This is a genomic window from Streptomyces sp. D2-8 (assembly GCF_023184515.1).
In the GTDB taxonomy this organism is placed as follows: domain Bacteria; phylum Actinomycetota; class Actinomycetes; order Streptomycetales; family Streptomycetaceae; genus Streptomyces.
The window spans coordinates 330,285-348,038 of the sequence record NZ_JAAHBP010000005.1 but is presented as its reverse complement, the minus strand read 5'-3'; the positions used below and the strand labels follow the sequence as shown (position 1 = coordinate 348,038).

Annotated in this window: 13 protein-coding genes and 4 tRNA genes; 9 read left to right on the top strand and 8 right to left on the bottom strand. The window is 68.9% G+C overall.

The genetic code is table 11. The features are described 5' to 3' along the window. From G3I77_RS13555 to G3I77_RS13545, 3 genes are all read right to left on the bottom strand, one after another. The coding region (locus tag G3I77_RS13555) for a DEAD/DEAH box helicase (RefSeq protein ID WP_248503442.1) at window positions 1–1,673 on the bottom strand (1,673 nt) is incomplete at its 3' end. A 326-nt stretch (window positions 1,674–1,999) separates the two neighbouring features. Next, window positions 2,000–2,542 carry a hypothetical protein gene (locus G3I77_RS13550; protein WP_248503441.1) on the bottom strand — a complete coding sequence of 181 codons (543 nt, stop codon included), beginning with the start codon at window positions 2,540–2,542 and terminating at the stop codon, window positions 2,000–2,002. Between the two features lie 87 nt (window positions 2,543–2,629). Continuing rightward, window positions 2,630–2,980 carry a metallopeptidase family protein gene (locus tag G3I77_RS13545; protein ID WP_248503440.1) on the bottom strand — a complete coding sequence of 117 codons (351 nt, stop codon included), beginning with the start codon at window positions 2,978–2,980 and terminating at the stop codon, window positions 2,630–2,632. Between the two features lie 83 nt (window positions 2,981–3,063). On the opposite strand from G3I77_RS13545, the gene G3I77_RS13540 reads away from it, so the two are divergent. The 4 genes from G3I77_RS13540 (at window position 3,064) to G3I77_RS13525 (ending at window position 4,999) form a co-directional block, all read left to right on the top strand. Beyond that, the gene (locus G3I77_RS13540) at window positions 3,064–4,638 is read left to right on the top strand and encodes a metallophosphoesterase (protein ID WP_248503439.1); all 1,575 of its coding nucleotides are present in this window, start codon (window positions 3,064–3,066) and stop codon (window positions 4,636–4,638) included. 80 nt (window positions 4,639–4,718) lie between these two features. Continuing rightward, window positions 4,719–4,791 (top strand) — tRNA-Glu (locus G3I77_RS13535). A gap of 35 nt (window positions 4,792–4,826) precedes the next feature. Continuing rightward, window positions 4,827–4,901, top strand: a tRNA-Asp gene (locus G3I77_RS13530). A gap of 24 nt (window positions 4,902–4,925) precedes the next feature. Continuing rightward, window positions 4,926–4,999, top strand: a tRNA-Phe gene (locus G3I77_RS13525). 155 nt (window positions 5,000–5,154) lie between these two features. Here G3I77_RS13525 and G3I77_RS13520 read toward each other — a convergent pair. Then, window positions 5,155–6,333 carry a transposase gene (locus tag G3I77_RS13520; protein ID WP_248503438.1) on the bottom strand — a complete coding sequence of 393 codons (1,179 nt, stop codon included), beginning with the start codon at window positions 6,331–6,333 and terminating at the stop codon, window positions 5,155–5,157. Window positions 6,334–6,491: 158 nt separating this feature from the next. Between G3I77_RS13520 and hrpA the strand changes: the two genes are divergently transcribed. From hrpA to G3I77_RS13505, 3 genes are all read left to right on the top strand, one after another. Continuing rightward, window positions 6,492–10,460 carry an ATP-dependent RNA helicase HrpA gene (gene hrpA, locus G3I77_RS13515; RefSeq protein ID WP_248503436.1) on the top strand — a complete coding sequence of 1,323 codons (3,969 nt, stop codon included), beginning with the start codon at window positions 6,492–6,494 and terminating at the stop codon, window positions 10,458–10,460. Between the two features lie 93 nt (window positions 10,461–10,553). Next, window positions 10,554–10,628, top strand: a tRNA-Asp gene (locus tag G3I77_RS13510). 190 nt (window positions 10,629–10,818) lie between these two features. After that, a complete protein-coding gene (locus G3I77_RS13505) occupies window positions 10,819–11,010 on the top strand; it encodes a DUF6274 family protein (protein ID WP_248503434.1) in 192 nt (63 codons plus the stop codon). Window positions 11,011–11,472: 462 nt separating this feature from the next. On the opposite strand, the gene bldC is transcribed toward G3I77_RS13505, so the two are convergent. Together bldC and G3I77_RS13495 are read right to left on the bottom strand one after the other, a co-directional pair. Beyond that, window positions 11,473–11,679: a developmental transcriptional regulator BldC gene (gene bldC, locus G3I77_RS13500; protein WP_003949541.1), complete on the bottom strand. Its 207-nt coding sequence runs from the start codon at window positions 11,677–11,679 to the stop codon at window positions 11,473–11,475. A 599-nt stretch (window positions 11,680–12,278) separates the two neighbouring features. Then, on the bottom strand, window positions 12,279–13,124 hold the full coding sequence (locus G3I77_RS13495) for a hypothetical protein (RefSeq protein ID WP_248503433.1): 846 nt from the start codon (window positions 13,122–13,124) through the stop codon (window positions 12,279–12,281). A 222-nt stretch (window positions 13,125–13,346) separates the two neighbouring features. Here G3I77_RS13495 and G3I77_RS13490 point away from each other — a divergent pair, with 222 nt between their 5' ends. Both G3I77_RS13490 and G3I77_RS13485 read left to right on the top strand, forming a co-directional pair. Continuing rightward, complete coding sequence (locus G3I77_RS13490; RefSeq protein WP_248503432.1) at window positions 13,347–14,453, top strand: Glu/Leu/Phe/Val dehydrogenase dimerization domain-containing protein; 1,107 nt, start codon at window positions 13,347–13,349, stop codon at window positions 14,451–14,453. A gap of 318 nt (window positions 14,454–14,771) precedes the next feature. Further along, window positions 14,772–15,017, top strand: a complete 246-nt coding sequence (locus G3I77_RS13485) for a DUF3073 domain-containing protein (RefSeq protein WP_030251636.1) — start codon at window positions 14,772–14,774, stop codon at window positions 15,015–15,017. 83 nt (window positions 15,018–15,100) lie between these two features. On the opposite strand, the gene purM is transcribed toward G3I77_RS13485, so the two are convergent. Then, window positions 15,101–16,180: a phosphoribosylformylglycinamidine cyclo-ligase gene (gene purM, locus G3I77_RS13480; RefSeq protein WP_248503431.1), complete on the bottom strand. Its 1,080-nt coding sequence runs from the start codon at window positions 16,178–16,180 to the stop codon at window positions 15,101–15,103. 44 nt (window positions 16,181–16,224) lie between these two features. Beyond that, window positions 16,225–17,754: an amidophosphoribosyltransferase gene (gene purF, locus G3I77_RS13475; RefSeq protein WP_248503430.1), complete on the bottom strand. Its 1,530-nt coding sequence runs from the start codon at window positions 17,752–17,754 to the stop codon at window positions 16,225–16,227.

Genomic DNA, 17,754 nt, shown 5'->3' with positions numbered 1-17,754 from the left:
CCGCCGCGGTCACGGTCGCGGTTGAACCCGCCACGGTCGTCACGGCGCTCGAACGAACGGCCGCCACGGTCGTCACGACGCTCGAAGGAACGGCCACCACGGTCACCGCCCCGGTCACCACGGTCGTCCCGGCGGAAGCCACCGCGCTCCTCACGGCGCTCCCGGCGCTCGTACGGAGCGGAGGCCTCGGGACGCTCCTCGCGCTCGACGTCCTTCGCGGTCGGCTGCTCGGGCACCGACACCTCGACGGCGGCCGCGACATCCCCGGCCACCACGGCCGCGGGCTGCTCGCCCTGCTCGCGCGCGACCCGCGCGAGCAGCCGGTCGGACTCCTCGCGCAGCTCGTTCGCACGCCGCTGCGCCCGCTCCAGCTCCTTGGTGAGCTCGGCGACCTCACGCTCGGCCTGCTGCGCGGCGTTGCCCACGGACTCGGCCTGGACCTCGGTCATCGACCGGGCACCGGTGATCTCGGCGACGTCCGGGTCGAAGGCACCGGCGCCCTGGATGATGTGACGCGAGGCCTCGACGCCCGCGTCCTCCATCAGCCGGAAGATCTGACGCCGCTGGTGCGGCAGGGACAGCGACACGACCGTGCCCGTGCGGCCGGCCCGCGCGGTGCGGCCCGCGCGGTGCAGGTAGTCCTTGTGGTCGCCGGCCGGGTCCACGTTCAGCACGAGGTCGATGCCGTCGACGTGGATACCGCGAGCGGCGACGTCGGTCGCGACGAGCGCGTTGACGTAGCCCTTCTTGAAGTCCTCCAGCACGCGGGTACGCGCGCCCTGCGTCATACCGCCGTGCAGCGCGTCGGCCTTCACACCGGAGTCGCAGAGCTGCTCCGCGATACGGTCGGCGCCCAGCTGGGTGCGGACGAAGATGATCGTGCGGCCCTTGCGGGAGGCGATCGCGGCGGTGACCGGCGCCTTGTCCTTGGGCTTCACGATGAGGATGTGGTGCGACATGGTCGTGACGTTGCCCTGGGCGCTGTCGACCTCGTGCGTGACCGGGTCGGTCAGGTAGCGCTTGACCAGCGTGGAGATCTCGTTCTCCATCGTGGCCGAGAACAGCATGCGCTGACCGCCCGCCGGGACCTGGTCGAGCAGCTCGGTGACCTCGGGCAGGAAGCCCAGGTCGGACATCTGGTCGGCCTCGTCGAGAACCGCGATCTGCACGTTCTCCAGCGAGCAGGCGCCGCGGTTGATGATGTCGCGCAGCCGGCCCGGGGTGGCGACGAGGACGTCGACACCGCGCTCCAGGGCGTAGATCTGGTTGCCCATCGACGTACCGCCGCAGACGACCTTCATCTTCAGGCCGAGGACGTCGCCGTAGGGCTGCAGCGCGTCGGCGACCTGCATGGCGAGTTCACGCGTCGGCGTCAGGATGACGGCGCGCGGCTTGTGCTTCTCGGTGCGGCCGCCGGCCAGCGTGGCCAGGGTCGGCAGACCGAACGACAGGGTCTTGCCGGAGCCGGTGCGGCCACGGCCGAGGATGTCCTTGCCGGCCAGGGCGTCCGGGATGGTCGCGGCCTGGATCGGGAAGGGGGTGGTCACGCCGTTCTGCGCGAGCTTGCGCACGACGCCTTCGGGAAGGCCGAGGTCCGCGAACGTGGCCTCGGGGGCGTCCTCGACTGCCTCGTTCTCGGGCACGACGACGTGATCAGTACTGGCGATGGACATGCGAATGCGAAACCTTCCGGAGTCTCAAGTCGGCACGCGCCCGTCAACTCCGTGATTCGCGATTCGCAATACGACCGCCTCAATGCGGTCCACCACGGCAAGGGAGAGTACGCGCCACACGGCGCGCTCTGCAGTGGCGCCGGGCAAGATGGGATCAAACGATCTGCCACCATACGCACTCCGGGCCCCGTAAGGCAAACCGGACTGTGCAGGCGACAGTGGGCGACCGTCCGGCGACCGGACAGCCTTCCGAGAACTCCAACCACCCTCCGGCCGGGATTGTTCCCACCCCAGGAGGACATGTTCCCGCCCGCGCACCCCCGGCCCTACGCCGGCGCCCCCGCCTCCGGCGCCGGCTCCCGCTGCGCGAGCTGCGTCCCCGGCGGCTCGTGCGCCGACGACGACGGCTCCGCCGTCGGCTCCGCAGACGCGGTCGGCTCCGGCGGCGTCGGCGTGGGCTCCGGCTCGGCCGTCCGGGTGGGCGTCGGCGGGGCCGGCGGCTTCGGCGTGGGCCGGACCGGCCTCTCCGGCTCGTCACGCCCCGGCGCGGCCGGGCTCGCCTGAGCGCTCGGCGACGCCGCGGGAGACGCCGTCTCCCCCACCCCTCCGCCCTTGCCCTTCTTGCCCTTCTTGTCCTTCTTGCCCTTGCCACGCCCCCGCTCACCGTCGGCACCGGCCGCGCCGAACCCGGCGCCGCCGCCCGACACCGCCGGACCGCCGTCGGGCGCCGCACCACCCCGCTGCCCGGCGGTGTGCGACGGCTTGACGCCCCCGCCCACGTCGTCGTCGCCGACACTCATGCAGCCGGCGGCAGCGGCGACCGCCACGACCGTGGCGGCCAGTCGGACGGGTACGTACAAGGGGCGCACGGGGCCACCTCCGGAAAGGGTGAGGGAGTCAACACCTCCAACTCCCGCCGCCCACAAGAGGACACGCGCCCCCCATTCACAACCCGGTCAGCCGTACCCCAGGGCGTGAAGGCGCTCGTCGTCGATGCCGAAGTGGTGCGCGATCTCGTGCACCACGGTGATCTCCGTCTCCGCGACGACGTCCTCCCGCGACTCGCACATCCGCAGCGTCGGGTTCCGGTAGATCGTGATCCGGTCCGGCAGCACACCGGCGTACCACTCACCCCGGTCGGTCAGCGGAGTCCCCTCGTACAGCCCGAGCAGCTCGGGATCGTCCGCAGGAGCCTCGTCCTCCACGAACACCGCGACGTTGTCCATCAATCGCGTCAACTCCGGCGGGATCCGGTCGAGCGCCTCGGCGACCAGCTCCTCGAACTCCTCACGCGTCATCTCCAGCACACGCCCATTGTCGGCCACGCCCCCGCCGCACGAGAGCCTCCCGGCGCCGCATATCCGACCGCGGACTTGGGCATACGGGATCAATGGCCCGCGTCCCCGTCGCTGTCCTGAGCGTCCTGAACCCGATCCGCAGGGCCCCGCGCGCCCTGGCCCGCCGCTATCGCTCCCGCCAGGCACCCGCCAGGCTCGAACTCGTGGCGCAGCCGCACCCGTGGACCCGTGCCGTGGGACTCGTGGCCGTCGTCCTGCTCGGCGCCTGGCTGGGGCTGCTCGTCGTGGGCAACGTCCGGGTCCCGGTCGGCCCCATGAACACGACGATGACCCTGCGCCCGTCCTTCACCGGCGGCACGAAGATCAACATCTCGCCGCTGGGCGCCCTCGAACTGAACAGCCACATCGCCCCCGTCCGCCTGGACGTCAACGTCGACCAGCTCGACCCCGACCGCTCCCAGGCCCTCGTCGACCACCCCGAACGCCTCTCCGGCCTCCAGGACGAGGTCACCGAGGACGTCGGCCGCGGCACCCTCGACCTGGCCGTGCGCTCCGGCGTCGCCGTCGTCGTGGGCGCCACCGCCCTGGGCCTCGCGGTCTACCGCCGCCCCCGCCGCGCGATGGCCGCCGGCGGCCTCGCCCTCACCCTCCTCGCCGCCTCGGGCGGCACGGCGTACGCCACCTGGCGCCCCGACTCCGTCCTGGAGCCCAAGTTCTCCGGCCTGCTCATCTCCGCCCCCTCCCTGGTCGGCAACGCCCGCAGCATCGTCACCGAATTCGACGTCTACCAGAAGGAATTGGCCCGCCTGGTCACCAACGTGACCAAGCTCTACGACGCCACCTCGACGCTCCCCGCCTACGCGCCCGACCCCTCCACGATCCGGGTCCTGCACGTCTCCGACATCCACCTCAACCCGGCGAGCTGGAAGATCATCGCCTCGCTCGTGGAGCAGTACAAGGTCGATGTGATCGTCGACTCGGGCGACACGATGGACCACGGCACGGCCGCCGAGAACGGCTTCCTGGACCCCATCGAGGACCTCGGAGCCCCCTACGTCTGGGTCCGCGGCAACCACGACTCGATGATCACCCAGCGCTACATGGAAGACCTGAAGAACGTCCACGTCCTCGACGACGGCCGGGCACAGACGATCAAGGGCCTGCGCTTCGCGGGCATCGGCGACCCCCAGTTCACCCCCGACCGCTCACAGCAGGCCGGCGCCGAACAGTCCCAGGAACTCGCCGGCGCCCGCCTGGCCACGGCCCTGCGCGACCAGAGCACCGCCGGCACCCCGGTGGACATCGCCATCGCCCACGAGCCCTCCGCGGCCCGCGAGGTCGACGGCGAGGTCCCCCTGGTCCTGGCCGGCCATCTCCATCACGACGAGATGGAGGACCTGCCGTACGGCACCCGGCTCCGCATCGAGGGCTCCACGGGCGGCAGCGGCCTGCGCGCCATCGAGGGCAAGCACCCGGACCCCATCGAGGCGTCGATCCTCTACTTCGACCGGGACACCCGCCACCTCCAGGCCTGGGACGAGATCGAACTGGGCGGCCTCGGCCTCACGACCGCCGAGGTCAGCCGTCACCTCCCGAAGGAGAACCAGCCCGGCGCGAGCCAGTCCCCCAGCACCCCGCCGGAGGGCACCTCGTCACCCTCCCCCTAAATCGTTTTGGCGATAGCTCCCGCCATCCCATATGCTTCTCACGTCCCCGACGCGCTGAGAAGCGCCCAGGCGGGCCGATAGCCCTCATCGTCTAGCGGCCTAGGACGCCGCCCTTTCAAGGCGGTAGCACGGGTTCGAATCCCGTTGGGGGCACGCACCACCCTGTGCGACACTGTCGTACGACGCTTGGTCCTGTGGAGCAGTTTGGAGTGCTCGCCACCCTGTCAAGGTGGAGGCCGCGGGTTCAAATCCCGTCAGGACCGCTGAGGTTTCACGTGAAACCTCGTGGCTGGGTAGCTCAGTTGGTACGAGCGCTCGCCTGAAAAGCGAGAGGTCGCCGGTTCGACCCCGGCCCCAGCCACAGCTAAGGCCCCGATCTTCGGATCGGGGCCTTGTTGCATGCCTCGTGGATCACACCCGTGGTACGAGCGTCCGCGTCCGCTGTCGGAGGGGCGAAAACCCTCCGGCTCGCAGCTCGCCCCGTCGATGGCTTCGACGGCAGCGGCGCATCCAGCCCTACGCGATCAGCGTGAGAGCAGGGACCTGTGACTCGGCCCCGCAGACCCACATCCACCAGCCGCGACCGGCGATGACGTGGGACGCATTCAGGTCCGCGTGCTCAACGAAGCCGCAGTTCCTGCACGAGAACACGGCCTGTGCCGGCCGGTTCCTCTTGTCGATGTGATGGCAGCGCGAGCACTCCTGGCTGGTGTAGGCCGGGTGGACGTGTACCACCGGCACTCCGGCCCTGCGCGCCTTGTATGCGATGAAGGCGCCGAGCTGGGCGAAGGCCCAGGAGTGGATCGTGACGCGTTGGGGCTTCTTCAGCCGTGCCCGTTCGCGGATTCCGCCCAGGTCTTCCAGGGCGAGGCCGCGACCGGTGCGTTGGGCCTCCGTCACGATGTGCTTGCTGATCTTGTGGTTGATGTCGCGGGTGCGTCGGGCTTCTCTTCCGGCGCGGCGTTTGGCTCGCCGTTTGGCGGACCGTGTCTGCCTTCTGGCGAGGTTGTCTCGATTGCGTCGGTCGTTCTGTCTGCTGCGGTTGAGGCGTCGGCCGCTGTGCCGGTGGCCGGTCGATGTGGTGGCGATGTTGGTGATGCCGAGGTCCACGCCGATGAATTCCCGGGGGTCCGGGGTGATGTGGCTTTCCGGGAGGTCGACTGTGGCCAGGAGGTACCAGTGACCGTTCTGGCTGGTCAGGTCGGACTCGCCCTGACGGTGGTGGGCGAGGAGGAGGAGTTGCGTTTCCTCTCCCGTGAAGGCGAGGCGTTTCATGCGTCCGGCCACGGTCCAGATGGAGACGGTGCGTTGTGGCATCTGCCAGGACAGCATGCGGTCGTCGTAGGGCTGGGCGTCTTGGGGTCGGAAGGCGATGGGCTTCTCGGTGGCTCTGAGGAAGCGTTTGGAGACGGGTTTGCCGAGGTTTCCGGCCTTGAGGTTGCCGGTGAGGGCTGCGTAGGCGTCGGCGGTCTTCTTGATGACGTGCTGGGCGGCCTGGGCGCCGAGGGACCATCGGGTCTTGACCTGGGTGTAGGTGAGGGCGCGTAGTTCGCGGTTGCGTTTGATTCCGGTGGTGAAGGCGGTGTGGGAGACGGAGACGTGATTGGCTGCCGCGTTGCAGGCGTGGAGGGTCGCCTGTAGTGCCGATGCCTGTTCGGGGGTCGGCAGGAGTTTGACGCGGATCACGAGCTTCACGTCCAGGAATCTAGGGCGAGGCCAGCGCTGCGGTCAGGTGATCGACCCCCGGACACTCGGTCGAATGACCGTTCGGCCAAGTGCTCGAATGCTGCTTACGTGGTCTGGTCGAAATCCGTTCGCCTCTGTTTTGCGGGGGATGAGATCCTGGGTCGCGTATGTCTACGCACCCCGCCCCCGCCCTCGGCGCCCTCGCCCCCCGCCTGACCGAGCTGTCCCTGCGCGACGCGCACCGGCTCGGGCGCAGGCTCGAAGGTGCGCGCAAGATCCGTAAGCCGGAGGCACGGGCCGCCGTGCTCGCCGAGATCGAGGCGGAGGTCGGCAGGGCCGAGGAGCGGATGGCCGGCCGGCGCGCCCTTGTGCCCGAGGTCACCTACCCCGAGCAGCTGCCGGTCAGCCAGAAGAAGGACGTGATCGCCGACGCCATCCGCGACCATCAGGTCGTGATCGTCGCCGGCGAGACCGGCTCCGGCAAGACGACGCAGATCCCCAAGATCTGCCTGGAGCTCGGGCGTGGCGTACGGGGCATGATCGGGCACACGCAGCCGCGCAGGATCGCCGCCCGTACGGTCGCCGAGCGCGTCGCCGAGGAGCTGGACACCCCGCTCGGCGAGGCCGTCGGCTGGAAGGTCCGCTTCACCGACCAGGTCGACCCGGGCGCCACCTTCGTCAAGCTCATGACGGACGGCATCCTGCTCGCCGAGATCCAGACGGACCGCGAGCTGCGCGCGTACGACACGATCATCATCGACGAGGCCCATGAGCGGTCTCTCAACATCGACTTCCTGCTGGGCTATCTCGCGCAGTTGCTGCCGAAGCGCCCCGATCTCAAGGTTGTCATCACCTCGGCCACGATCGACCCCGAGCGCTTCTCGCGGCATTTCGGTGACGCGCCGATCGTCGAGGTCAGCGGCCGTACGTATCCCGTGGAGGTCCGCTACCGGCCGCTGCTGGAGGAGGACGGCGAGGACGCCGACCGTGATCAGATCACCGCGATCACCGATGCTGTGGAGGAGCTCCAGAAGGAGGGGAAGGGTGACATCCTCGTCTTTCTCTCGGGTGAGCGGGAGATCAGGGACACGGCGGACGCGCTCACCAAGAAGAACTACCGGTTCACGGAGATCCTGCCGCTCTACGCCCGGCTCTCCCACGCGGAGCAGCACCGTGTCTTCCAGCCGCACACCGGTCGCAGGATCGTTCTGGCCACGAACGTCGCCGAGACCTCGCTGACCGTTCCGGGTATCAAGTACGTGATCGACCCCGGTTTCGCCCGCATCTCCCGCTACAGCCACCGCACGAAGGTCCAGCGCCTGCCCATCGAGCCGGTCTCGCAGGCCAGCGCCAATCAGCGCAAGGGCCGCTGCGGCCGTACGTCCGACGGCATCTGCATCCGTCTGTACAGCGAGGACGACTTCGAGGCCCGCCCGGAGTTCACGGACGCGGAGATCCTCCGGACGAACCTCGCCTCCGTCATCCTGCAGATGACGGCGGCCGGCCTCGGCGACATCGAGAAGTTCCCCTTCATCGACCCGCCGGACCACCGCAACATCCGCGACGGGGTCCAGCTGCTCCAGGAGCTGAACGCCCTCGATCCGGCGCAGAAGGACCCCCGCAAACGGCTCACGGACACCGGCCGCAAGCTGGCCCAGCTGCCGGTCGACCCGCGGCTGGCCCGGATGGTCCTGGAGGCGGACCAGAACGGCTGTGTGCGCGAGGTCATGGTCATAGCCGCCGCGCTGTCCATTCAGGATCCGCGCGAGCGCCCCGCCGAGAAGCAGGCGCAGGCCGACCAGCAGCACGCCCGTTTCAAGGACGAGACCAGCGACTTCCTGGCCTACCTCAACCTCTGGCGCTATCTCCGCGAGCAGCAGAGGGAGCGGGGGTCGTCCTCCTTCCGCCGGATGTGCAAGCAGGAGTACCTCAACTTCCTTCGCATCCGCGAATGGCAGGACATCTACACGCAGTTGCGCACGGTCGCGAAGCAGATGGGCATCCACCTCAACGAGGACGACGCCCCGGCCGACCGCATCCATCTCTCCCTCCTGGCCGGCCTGTTGTCGCACATCGGCATGAAGGATGTGAAGGAGGCCGGAGGGGAGGGCGGGAGGAGCACGGGGAAGAACGAGTACCTGGGCGCGCGGAACGCCAAGTTCGCGGTGTTCCCCGGCTCGGCCCTCTTCAAGAAGCCCCCGCGTTTCGTGATGTCGGCCGAGCTCGTCGAGACGTCCCGCCTCTGGGCCCGCGTCAACGCCAGGATCGAGCCCGAGTGGGTCGAGCCCCTCGCCGCGCACCTCGTCAAGCGCACGTACAGCGAGCCGCACTGGGAGAAGGACCAGGCCGCGGTGATGGCGTACGAGAAGGTCACGCTCTACGGCGTGCCGATCGTGGCGCAGCGGAAGGTCAACTACGGGCGGATCGACCCGGAGATCAGCCGTGAGCTGTTCATCCGGAACGCGCTGGTCGAGGGCGACTGGCGTACGCATCACAAGTTCTTCTCGGACAACCGTCGCCTCCTCACCGAGGTCGAGGAGTTGGAGCACCGCGCCCGGCGCCGGGACATCCTGGTCGATGACGAGACGCTGTTCGACTTCTATGACCAGCGGATCCCCGAGCACGTGGTCTCCGGTGCCCACTTCGACTCCTGGTGGAAGCACAAGCGGCACGAGCGGCCCGACTTCCTCGATTTCGAGCGCGAGATGCTCATCAACGAGAAGGCGGGCGAGGTCACCAAGGCCGACTATCCGGACTCGTGGCGGCAGGGGAACCTGAAGTTCCGGGTGACGTATCAGTTCGAGCCGGGCGCGGACGCCGACGGCGTGACCGTCCACGTCCCGCTGCAGGTCCTCAACCAGGTCACGGACGAGGGCTTCGACTGGCAGATCCCGGGCCTGCGGGAGGAGCTGGTCACGGAGCTGATCCGGTCCCTGCCCAAGCCGATCCGGCGGAACTACGTCCCCGCGCCGAACTTCGCGAGGGCGTTCCTGGACCGGGCCGTCCCTCTCCAAGAACCTCTGACCGCGACGATGACGCGCGAGCTGAGACTGATGGTCGGGGTGCCCTTCGAGGCGGACGACTTCGACCTGTCCAAGGTCCCCGACCACTTGAAGGTCACGTTCCGCATCGTTGACGAGCGTCGCCGCAAGCTGGCTGAGGACAAGGACCTGGAGGCGCTGAAGCTCAGGCTGCGTCCGAAGGCCCGAAAGGCCCTCTCCCAGGCGGCCGCGGCGACCGCAGAGCGCTCCGGCGGCGAGTCCCTGGAGCGCTCGGGCCTGACCGACTGGACGATCGGCACGCTCACCCGCGTCTTCGAGACCCGCCGGGCCGGTCAGCCGGTGAAGGCGTATCCGGCGCTGGTCGACGACGGCGACACGGTCTCCGTGCGTCTCTTCGACACGGAGGCGGAGCAGGCGCAGGCCATGTGGAAGGGCACGCGGCGGCTGATCCTGCGCAACATCCCGGTGAACCCGGCGAAATTCGCGAGCGATCGCCTGACGAACCCGCAGAAGCTGGCGCTGTCCGCGAATCCGCACGGGTCCGTCCAGGGTCTGTTCGACGACTGCGCGATGGCCGCCGCGGACAAGCTGATCGGGGACTTCGGCGGGCCGGCGTGGGACGAGGAGTCGTACCGGAAGCTGTACGACAAGGTGCGCGCCGAGATCGTCGACACGACCGTGCGTACGGTCGGGCAGGTGCAGCAGGTCCTGGCCGCCTGGCAGGCCTGTGAGCGCCGTCTGAAGGCCGTGCGCAGCCCCGCGCTGCTGCCGAATCTCCAGGATGTCCGGGGGCAGCTGGACGCCCTGGTGAAGCCGGGCTTCGTGACGGAGGCGGGGCTGCGGCGCATGGCGGACCTGATGCGCTATCTGGTGGCGGCCGACCGGCGTCTGCAGCAGATGCCGACGAACGTCCAGCGGGACACGACGCGGATGCAGAAGGTCCACGAGATGCAGGACGAGTACGCCTGGCTCCTGGAGCAGATGCCGCAGGGCCGTCCGGTCCCGTCGTCGGTCCTGGACATCCGCTGGATGATCGAGGAGCTCCGGGTCAGCTACTTCGCGCACGCGCTGGGCACGGCGTACCCCGTCTCCGACAAGCGGATCGTGAAGGCGATCGACGCGGTGGCGCCGTAACGGCACCTGCACGCAGGGTGAGTTCGACCAGGGGCTCACCCTCCTGTAAAGTCTCTTCTCGCAGCGCAACGCACGAATGGCGCCGCGAAACCTGGTCCTGTGGAGCAGTTTGGAGTGCTCGCCACCCTGTCAAGGTGGAGGCCGCGGGTTCAAATCCCGTCAGGACCGCAGTGGAGAAGCCCGGATCTTCGGATCCGGGCTTCTTTTCGTGTGCCTGACCTCCGCCCGACCTCCGCCCGACCTCCGCCCGACCTCCGCCTGAGCTCCCCGGGGCCCCTCACGCCGTCTTGACGCCCCCTCATTCCGTCGGTACCCCAGAACCAGGACCTTTCCCCGTGCGGCCTTCTGGAGGTGGCGTATGGCGACAGCGGCCAGGCACGAGACGCGGGCTCTGCTCCGCGCGCATCTGTCGGCCGCGTCGTCGTACCGGCACCTCACACGGCACTGCCCGATATGCCATCGCCTGCTGCGGCTGGCGTTGGAGTCCGCGCCGCGTGGCTCTCGGGCCGCGGCCCCGGTCCGAGAGGGCGAGAGTCCGGCGTCGGCATGATCCACGAGCGGCCTCAACACCCGGGCATACATGGGCCGCTGGGAGCGGAGGCTTCTCTATCGCACCCGCGGCAGAGCTAACAAGCCGCTTGGTATGTGACGGGTGTCACCGCATGAGTTTTGGAAAGTGCGGTACTTACACCTCACCTACAAAGGGTCAATTTAATATGTGCAATTGCACTCTGTCCGGGGTGTCGCACACAGGAGATCCGACGTCCCTCCCCATGGTCCTACAAGGCCGCTCACAGCAGGATCGGTTGACCCACCGTGGGCGCACAAAAAGGATCGCGCTGGACCCGGCGGAGTCCAGCGCGATCGACGACGCACCCTGTTGTATGTCTGGAAAGCTCTGACTGGCTTGGGCGTGGGGCCTGTTGGGGCAGGACCCGCGTCGCTTGGAGCTGTGGTTCCGGACGCCGCGGCCGATTGGGGGACCAGCCGGTTTGCCCGGTTATTCAGTTGTTCAGGCCTCGCTGCGCTGCTGCGGGATGCCCGCGAGCAGAGCGCGGACCTCGGCCTCGCGGTAGCGCCGATGCCCGCCGAGCGTGCGGATCGACGTGAGCTTGCCGGCCTTCGCCCACCGCGTGACCGTCTTGGGGTCGACACGGAACATGGTGGCGACCTCAGCCGGGGTCAGCAGCGGCTCGGCATCAGGGGTGCGAGCGGTCATGAGCGGCCTCCTCGGGAGAACCGAACCTTCTCGGTTCTTTCCTCTAAATTCTGCACCTTGACCCGCGTTGCCCGAAATGGCGGACGCGAGTCGAGTCGGTTATAGGACGAACGGCTTGTCCTCGGCACTACAACTACACCATCTGTCCAGCCGCGTCGGCCAAACCGATGGAATTGCCCCTCCAGGTGTTCATCAGCGACGGAAGCCGATGGACCATGCCATAGCGGACAGTCACACCGCTGTGACGATCAGTCACAGGGCGATCAGGAAGTCACCAGGCCCCCCAAAGCGTGCAATGCTGAGATTCCGCCCATAGTGCAACACCACAGGACGGAAGGAGTCCTCCCCGGACTCCTTGTCCTATTTTGGCATGAGGAGGGGCAAGGGGCGCAAGAGCCTCGTACGTGTAGTCCGTCACGCTTGGTCTACTTGAGAGGTCTGCCCGGATCGGGCCCTACGTCCCTTGTTGACGAAGCCTCAGGAGACGCACAGCCCGTTTCAGGAACTCGGTGCGAGGACGAAACCCCAAATCGGGCGGTTCGTCAAACGTCAGTTCGTGACCGAATGAGAGCGGTCTGTACGGACATCAAGGTCAGGGGTCAGTTGGCCGACCGCAGATCCCGTACGGAACGCCACCGCTCCACGAGCCGGGCGTACGCCTCCCCCGCGGCCGCCCCGTCGCCCCTGCGCAGCGCGGCGATGCCCTCGGCCACGTCCGCCGCGGAGTGATCGTCCTCCAGCGCCCCGGCCGGCACGGCGTGCACCAGACCGCCGTAGTCCAGCTCCACGAGCGAGCGCGGGTGGAACTCCTCCAGCCAGCGCCCGACGTCCACCAGGCCGTCGATCAGCGGCCCCTCGTCCATGGCCTCCTTCAGGGCACGCAGGCCCCGGGCCACCCGCCGCCGGGCCTGGACCATGGGGGTGCGGTAGCGCAGCACGGGCGGGCTGTCGACCGAGGCGCCCTTGTCGTACTCGCGCTCCTCGTCCGAGACCAGCACGAACCAGCTGATCGGCACCTGCCAGGTGGCCGTACGGATCCACGGCCGGGCGTCCGGGTTGATCGCCAGCCAGCGCTCGTGGTCCTGAGCCGCCTGACGCCGCAGGACGGGCGGCAGGACCGCGTCCATGACCGGCGGGGGGAGCTCCTCGGAGAGCTCGTCCAGGGCCAGCCAGCCGCGCAGCCTGGTGCGCCAGGGGCAGACGCAGACGACGCCGTCGACGTCGAGCACGAAGGCGTCCTCGCTCTCGTGCACCGGCACCGGGACCGGCGGGGTGGGGGCCAGGTCGGCCAGGGCCCGGCGGAGTTCGTCCTGGTACGAGGGGCGGTCCGTACGGCGGGCGTAGCGGGCCCACTGGCTGCGCTCCGGTTCGGGGAAGGCGGCCAGCGGTTCGTACACGCGCAGGTAGGTCGCGTAGGGGACGATCACCGAGGTCACCTTGGGCACGCCTGCTCCCTCCCCCGCGCACCGCCGCGAAAACCTGCGGAACCCACTGACGATCGCGCGGGAAATCTATGCAAATCGTCGCACGGGTGTACTCCGGTCGGAGGTGATCCTGAGCACGGTGCGGTCGGCGGGCCCACCAGGCTCTAATCTCATGCTCAACAGTTCCCGCCACCCGCACGGGAGCTGGTCTCCCCCCGCCGCACCTACACAGGAGTCACCACAGTGACCGACGTAACCGGCGCACCTGCTGATGTACTGCACACCCTGTTCCACTCGGACCAGGGAGGACATGAGCAAGTCGTGCTCTGCCAGGACCGCGCGAGCGGCCTCAAGGCCGTCATCGCCCTCCACTCCACCGCCCTGGGCCCCGCGCTCGGCGGCACGCGCTTCTACCCGTACGCGAACGAGGCCGAGGCCGTCGCCGACGCGCTGAACCTCGCCCGCGGGATGTCGTACAAGAACGCCATGGCCGGTCTCGACCACGGCGGCGGCAAAGCCGTGATCATCGGCGACCCGGACAAGATCAAGAGCGAGGAGCTGCTCCTCGCCTACGGCCGCTTCGTCGCCTCCCTCGGCGGCCGGTACGTCACCGCCTGCGACGTCGGTACGTACGTCGCCGACATGGACGTCGTGGCCCGCGAGTGCCGCTGGACGACCGGCCGCTCCCCCGAGAACGGCGGCGCCGGAGACTCTTCCGTGCTCACCGCCTACGGCGTCTACCAGGGCATGCGGGCCTCCGCGCAACACCTGTGGGGCGACCCCTCGCTGCGCGGGAAGCGGGTCGGCATCGCCGGTGTCGGCAAGGTCGGCCACCACCTGGTGGAGCACCTGCGGGCGGAGGGCGCCGAGGTCGTCATCACCGATGTGCGCGAGGACGCCGTGGGTCGGATTCTCGCGGCGCACCCGACGGGTGTGACGGCCGTCGCCGACACCGCGACCCTGATCCGCGTCGAGGGCCTCGACATCTACGCCCCGTGCGCGCTCGGCGGGGCCCTGAACGACGACACCGTGCCGGCGCTCACCGCCAAGGTGGTCTGCGGCGCTGCCAACAACCAACTCGCCCACCCGGGCGTGGAGAAGGACCTCGCCGACCGCGGGATCCTCTACGCGCCGGACTACGTGGTGAACGCCGGCGGTGTCATCCAGGTCGCGGACGAGTTGCACGGCTTCGACTTCGATCGGTGCAAGGTGAAGGCGTCGAAGATCTTCGACACCACGCTGGCCATATTCGCACGTGCGAAGGAGGACGGTATTCCGCCGGCCGCCGCGGCCGACCGGATCGCCGAGCAGCGGATGCACGACGCGGCCCTGGCGCGCCGGGCGCGCTGACCCCGGGCGATGCGGGACTGATCCACGGAGTCCCGTACGTTTGGCCGGTACCCGTCGGTGGGCAGTTAGAGAGAACTCTCACTTCTACCGGCGGGTCGACCGTCGAGAAGTGGTTAAAATCGCGGTTGACCAGCGAGGACGGGGCGCCTCGAAGGTCCTGGGCGCGGGCACGTCATGCGGGCGACGTACCGTATGGGCGCGGGCTCAGGTACCGTGGAAGCCCTACGGACCGGTCTCTCCGCGGAGAGTCCGTGCCGGACCATGAACGCGTGTCAAGACTCTGGGGCCGTCGAGCCCCGTCGTTGAGGGGGTCGAGCCATGGGGCGCGGCCGGGCCAAGGCCAAGCAGACGAAGGTCGCCCGCCAGCTGAAGTACAACAGCGGTGGGACTGATCTCTCACGCCTGGCCGAGGAGCTGGGTGCATCGCCTTCGAATCCGCAGCCGCCTAACGGCGAGCCGTTCGAAGACGATGAGGACGACGACCTGTACGCACGGTACGCCGACCTCTACGAGGACGACGACGACGAGGACGACCAGTCCTCGCAACATCGTCGCGGCGCTTGACCCTGCACTGAGCACTTACCCGGTCGGTGACTTCGGTCACCGACCGGGTTCTGTGCTGCCTGCAGGGTCATGTCCCCCGTGCTTCAGCTCGCGTAGTCACCGATCAGGGCGGCACCAGTGGTGTGCTCGCCCCGGTCCGTGATCTCTCCGGCCACCCAGGCGTCCACGCCGCGGTCGGCGAGGGTCGTCAGGGCCACGTCCGTGGACTCCTGCGGCACGATCGCGATCATGCCGACGCCCATGTTCAGGGTCTTCTCGAGCTCCAGGCGCTCGACGCTGCCCGTACGGCCGACGAGGTCGAAGATCGGGGCCGGCGTCCAGGTGGAGCGGTCGACGATCGCGTGCAGGTCGTCCGGGACGACCCGGGCGAGGTTGGCCGCGAGTCCGCCGCCGGTGATGTGGCTGAAGGCGTGCACCTCGGTGGTGCGCATCAGGGCCAGGCAGTCCAGCGAGTAGATCTTCGTGGGCTCCAGCAGCTCCTCGCCGAGGGTGCGGCCGAGTTCCTCGATGTGCGCGTCCAGCGCCAGGCCCGCCTGGTTCAGGAGGACATGGCGGACGAGGGAGTACCCGTTCGAGTGAAGCCCGGAGGACGCCATGGCGATCACCGCGTCACCCGTCCGGATACGATCCGCGCCGAGCAGCCGGTCGGCCTCCACGACGCCCGTACCGGCGCCGGCGACGTCGAAGTCGTCCTCGCCCAGCAGGCCCGGGTGCTCGGCCGTCTCGCCGCCGACCAGGGCACAGCCGGCCAGCACACAGCCCTCGGCGATGCCCTTGACGATGGCGGCGACCCGCTCGGGGTGGACCTTGCCGACGCAGATGTAGTCGGTCATGAACAGCGGCTCGGCGCCGCAGACCACGATGTCGTCCATGACCATCGCGACCAGGTCGTGGCCGATGCTGTCGTAGACGCCCAGCTGGCGGGCGATGTCGACCTTGGTGCCGACGCCGTCCGTGGCGGAGGCGAGCAGGGGCCGCTCGTAGTTCTTCAGGGCGGAGGCGTCGAAGAGACCGGCGAAGCCGCCGAGGCCACCGAGGACCTCGGGGCGCTGGGCTTTCTTCACCCACTCCTTCATCAGTTCGACGGCGCGGTCGCCGGCTTCGATGTCGACGCCCGCGGCTGCGTAGCTGGCGCCGCCCTCGGCAATGGGTTTCTCGGACATGGCTAAGAGAACCTTCGTGTCGTACGGCAGGTGTGACGGGCCGTCTACGGGCGGCGGATCGCGTCGGCGGCGGCCGTGGCGGCCGGGCCGGCGGCCAGCTCCGTCTCCAGCAGCTGCTTGCCGAGCAGCTCGGGGTCGGGGAGTTCCATCGGGTACTCGCCGTCGAAACAGGCGCGGCACAGGTTCGGCTTGGCGATGGTGGTCGCCTCGATCATGCCGTCGATGGAGATGTAGGCCAGGGAATCGGCGCCCAGGGAGGTGCCGATCTCGTCGATCGTCATGCCGTTGGCGATGAGCTCGGCGCGGGTGGCGAAGTCGATACCGAAGAAGCAGGGCCACTTCACGGGCGGCGAGGAGATCCGGATGTGGACCTCGGCGGCGCCCGCCTCGCGGAGCATGCGGACCAGGGCCCGCTGGGTGTTGCCGCGCACGATCGAGTCGTCGACGACGACCAGGCGCTTGCCCTTGATGACTTCCTTCAGCGGGTTCAGCTTCAGGCGGATGCCCAGCTGGCGGATGGTCTGCGAGGGCTGGATGAACGTACGTCCGACGTAGGCGTTCTTGACCAGGCCCGCGCCGAAGGGGATACCGGAGGCCTCCGCGTAGCCGATGGCGGCGGGGGTGCCGGACTCCGGAGTCGCTATGACCAGATCGGCGTCGACCGGGGCTTCCTTCGCGAGCTTGCGGCCCATCTCCACGCGGGAGAGGTACACGTTCCGGCCGGCGATGTCGGTGTCCGGGCGGGCCAGGTACACGTACTCGAAGACACAGCCCTTGGGCTTCGCTTCCGCGAACCGGGAGGTGCGCAGGCCGTTCTCGTCGATGGCGACGAACTCGCCCGGCTCGATCTCGCGGACGTAAGCGGCGCCGCAGATGTCGAGGGCGGCGGACTCGGAGGCGACGACCCAGCCGCGCTCCAGGCGGCCGAGGACCAGCGGGCGGATGCCCTGCGGGTCGCGGGCCGCGTACAGGGTGTTCTCGTCCATGAAGACGAGTGAGAAGGCGCCCTTGACCTGCGGGAGGACGTTGTGGGCGGCCTCCTCGATGGTCAGCGGCTTGCCTTCCTCGTCGACCTGGGCCGCGAGGAGCGCGGTGAGCAGGTCGGTGTCGTTGGTCGCCGCGACGCGCGGGGTGCGCCCGCCTTCCTGCTTGGGCAGGTCGGCGACCATCTCGGCGAGCTGGGCGGTGTTGACGAGGTTGCCGTTGTGGCCGAGCGCGATGGATCCGTGTCCGGTCGCGCGGAAGGTCGGCTGGGCGTTCTCCCAGACGGAGGCGCCAGTGGTCGAGTAGCGGGCGTGTCCGACCGCGATGTGACCCTGGAGCGAACCGAGGGAGGTCTCGTCGAAGACCTGGGAAACCAGGCCCATGTCCTTGAAGACGAGGATCTGTGAGCCGTTGCTGACCGCGATTCCCGCGGATTCCTGGCCTCGATGCTGGAGGGCGTAGAGCCCGAAGTACGTGAGCTTGGCGACCTCTTCGCCCGGAGCCCAGACACCGAAGACGCCACAAGCGTCCTGGGGGCCCTTCTCACCGGGGAGCAGGTCGTGGTTGAGTCGTCCGTCACCACGTGGCAC

What these genes read in the sequence shown, in the direction of transcription:
- hrpA (WP_248503436.1), top strand. Translation starts at nt 6,492, where the DNA reads ATGTCTACGCACCCCGCCCCCGCCCTCGGCGCCCTCGCCCCCCGCCTG.
- purM (WP_248503431.1), bottom strand. Translation starts at nt 16,180, where the DNA reads ATGTCCGAGAAACCCATTGCCGAGGGCGGCGCCAGCTACGCAGCCGCG.
- G3I77_RS13540 (WP_248503439.1), top strand. Translation starts at nt 3,064, where the DNA reads ATGGCCCGCGTCCCCGTCGCTGTCCTGAGCGTCCTGAACCCGATCCGC.
- bldC (WP_003949541.1), bottom strand. Translation starts at nt 11,679, where the DNA reads ATGACCGCTCGCACCCCTGATGCCGAGCCGCTGCTGACCCCGGCTGAG.
- G3I77_RS13485 (WP_030251636.1), top strand. Translation starts at nt 14,772, where the DNA reads ATGGGGCGCGGCCGGGCCAAGGCCAAGCAGACGAAGGTCGCCCGCCAG.
- G3I77_RS13505 (WP_248503434.1), top strand. Translation starts at nt 10,819, where the DNA reads ATGGCGACAGCGGCCAGGCACGAGACGCGGGCTCTGCTCCGCGCGCAT.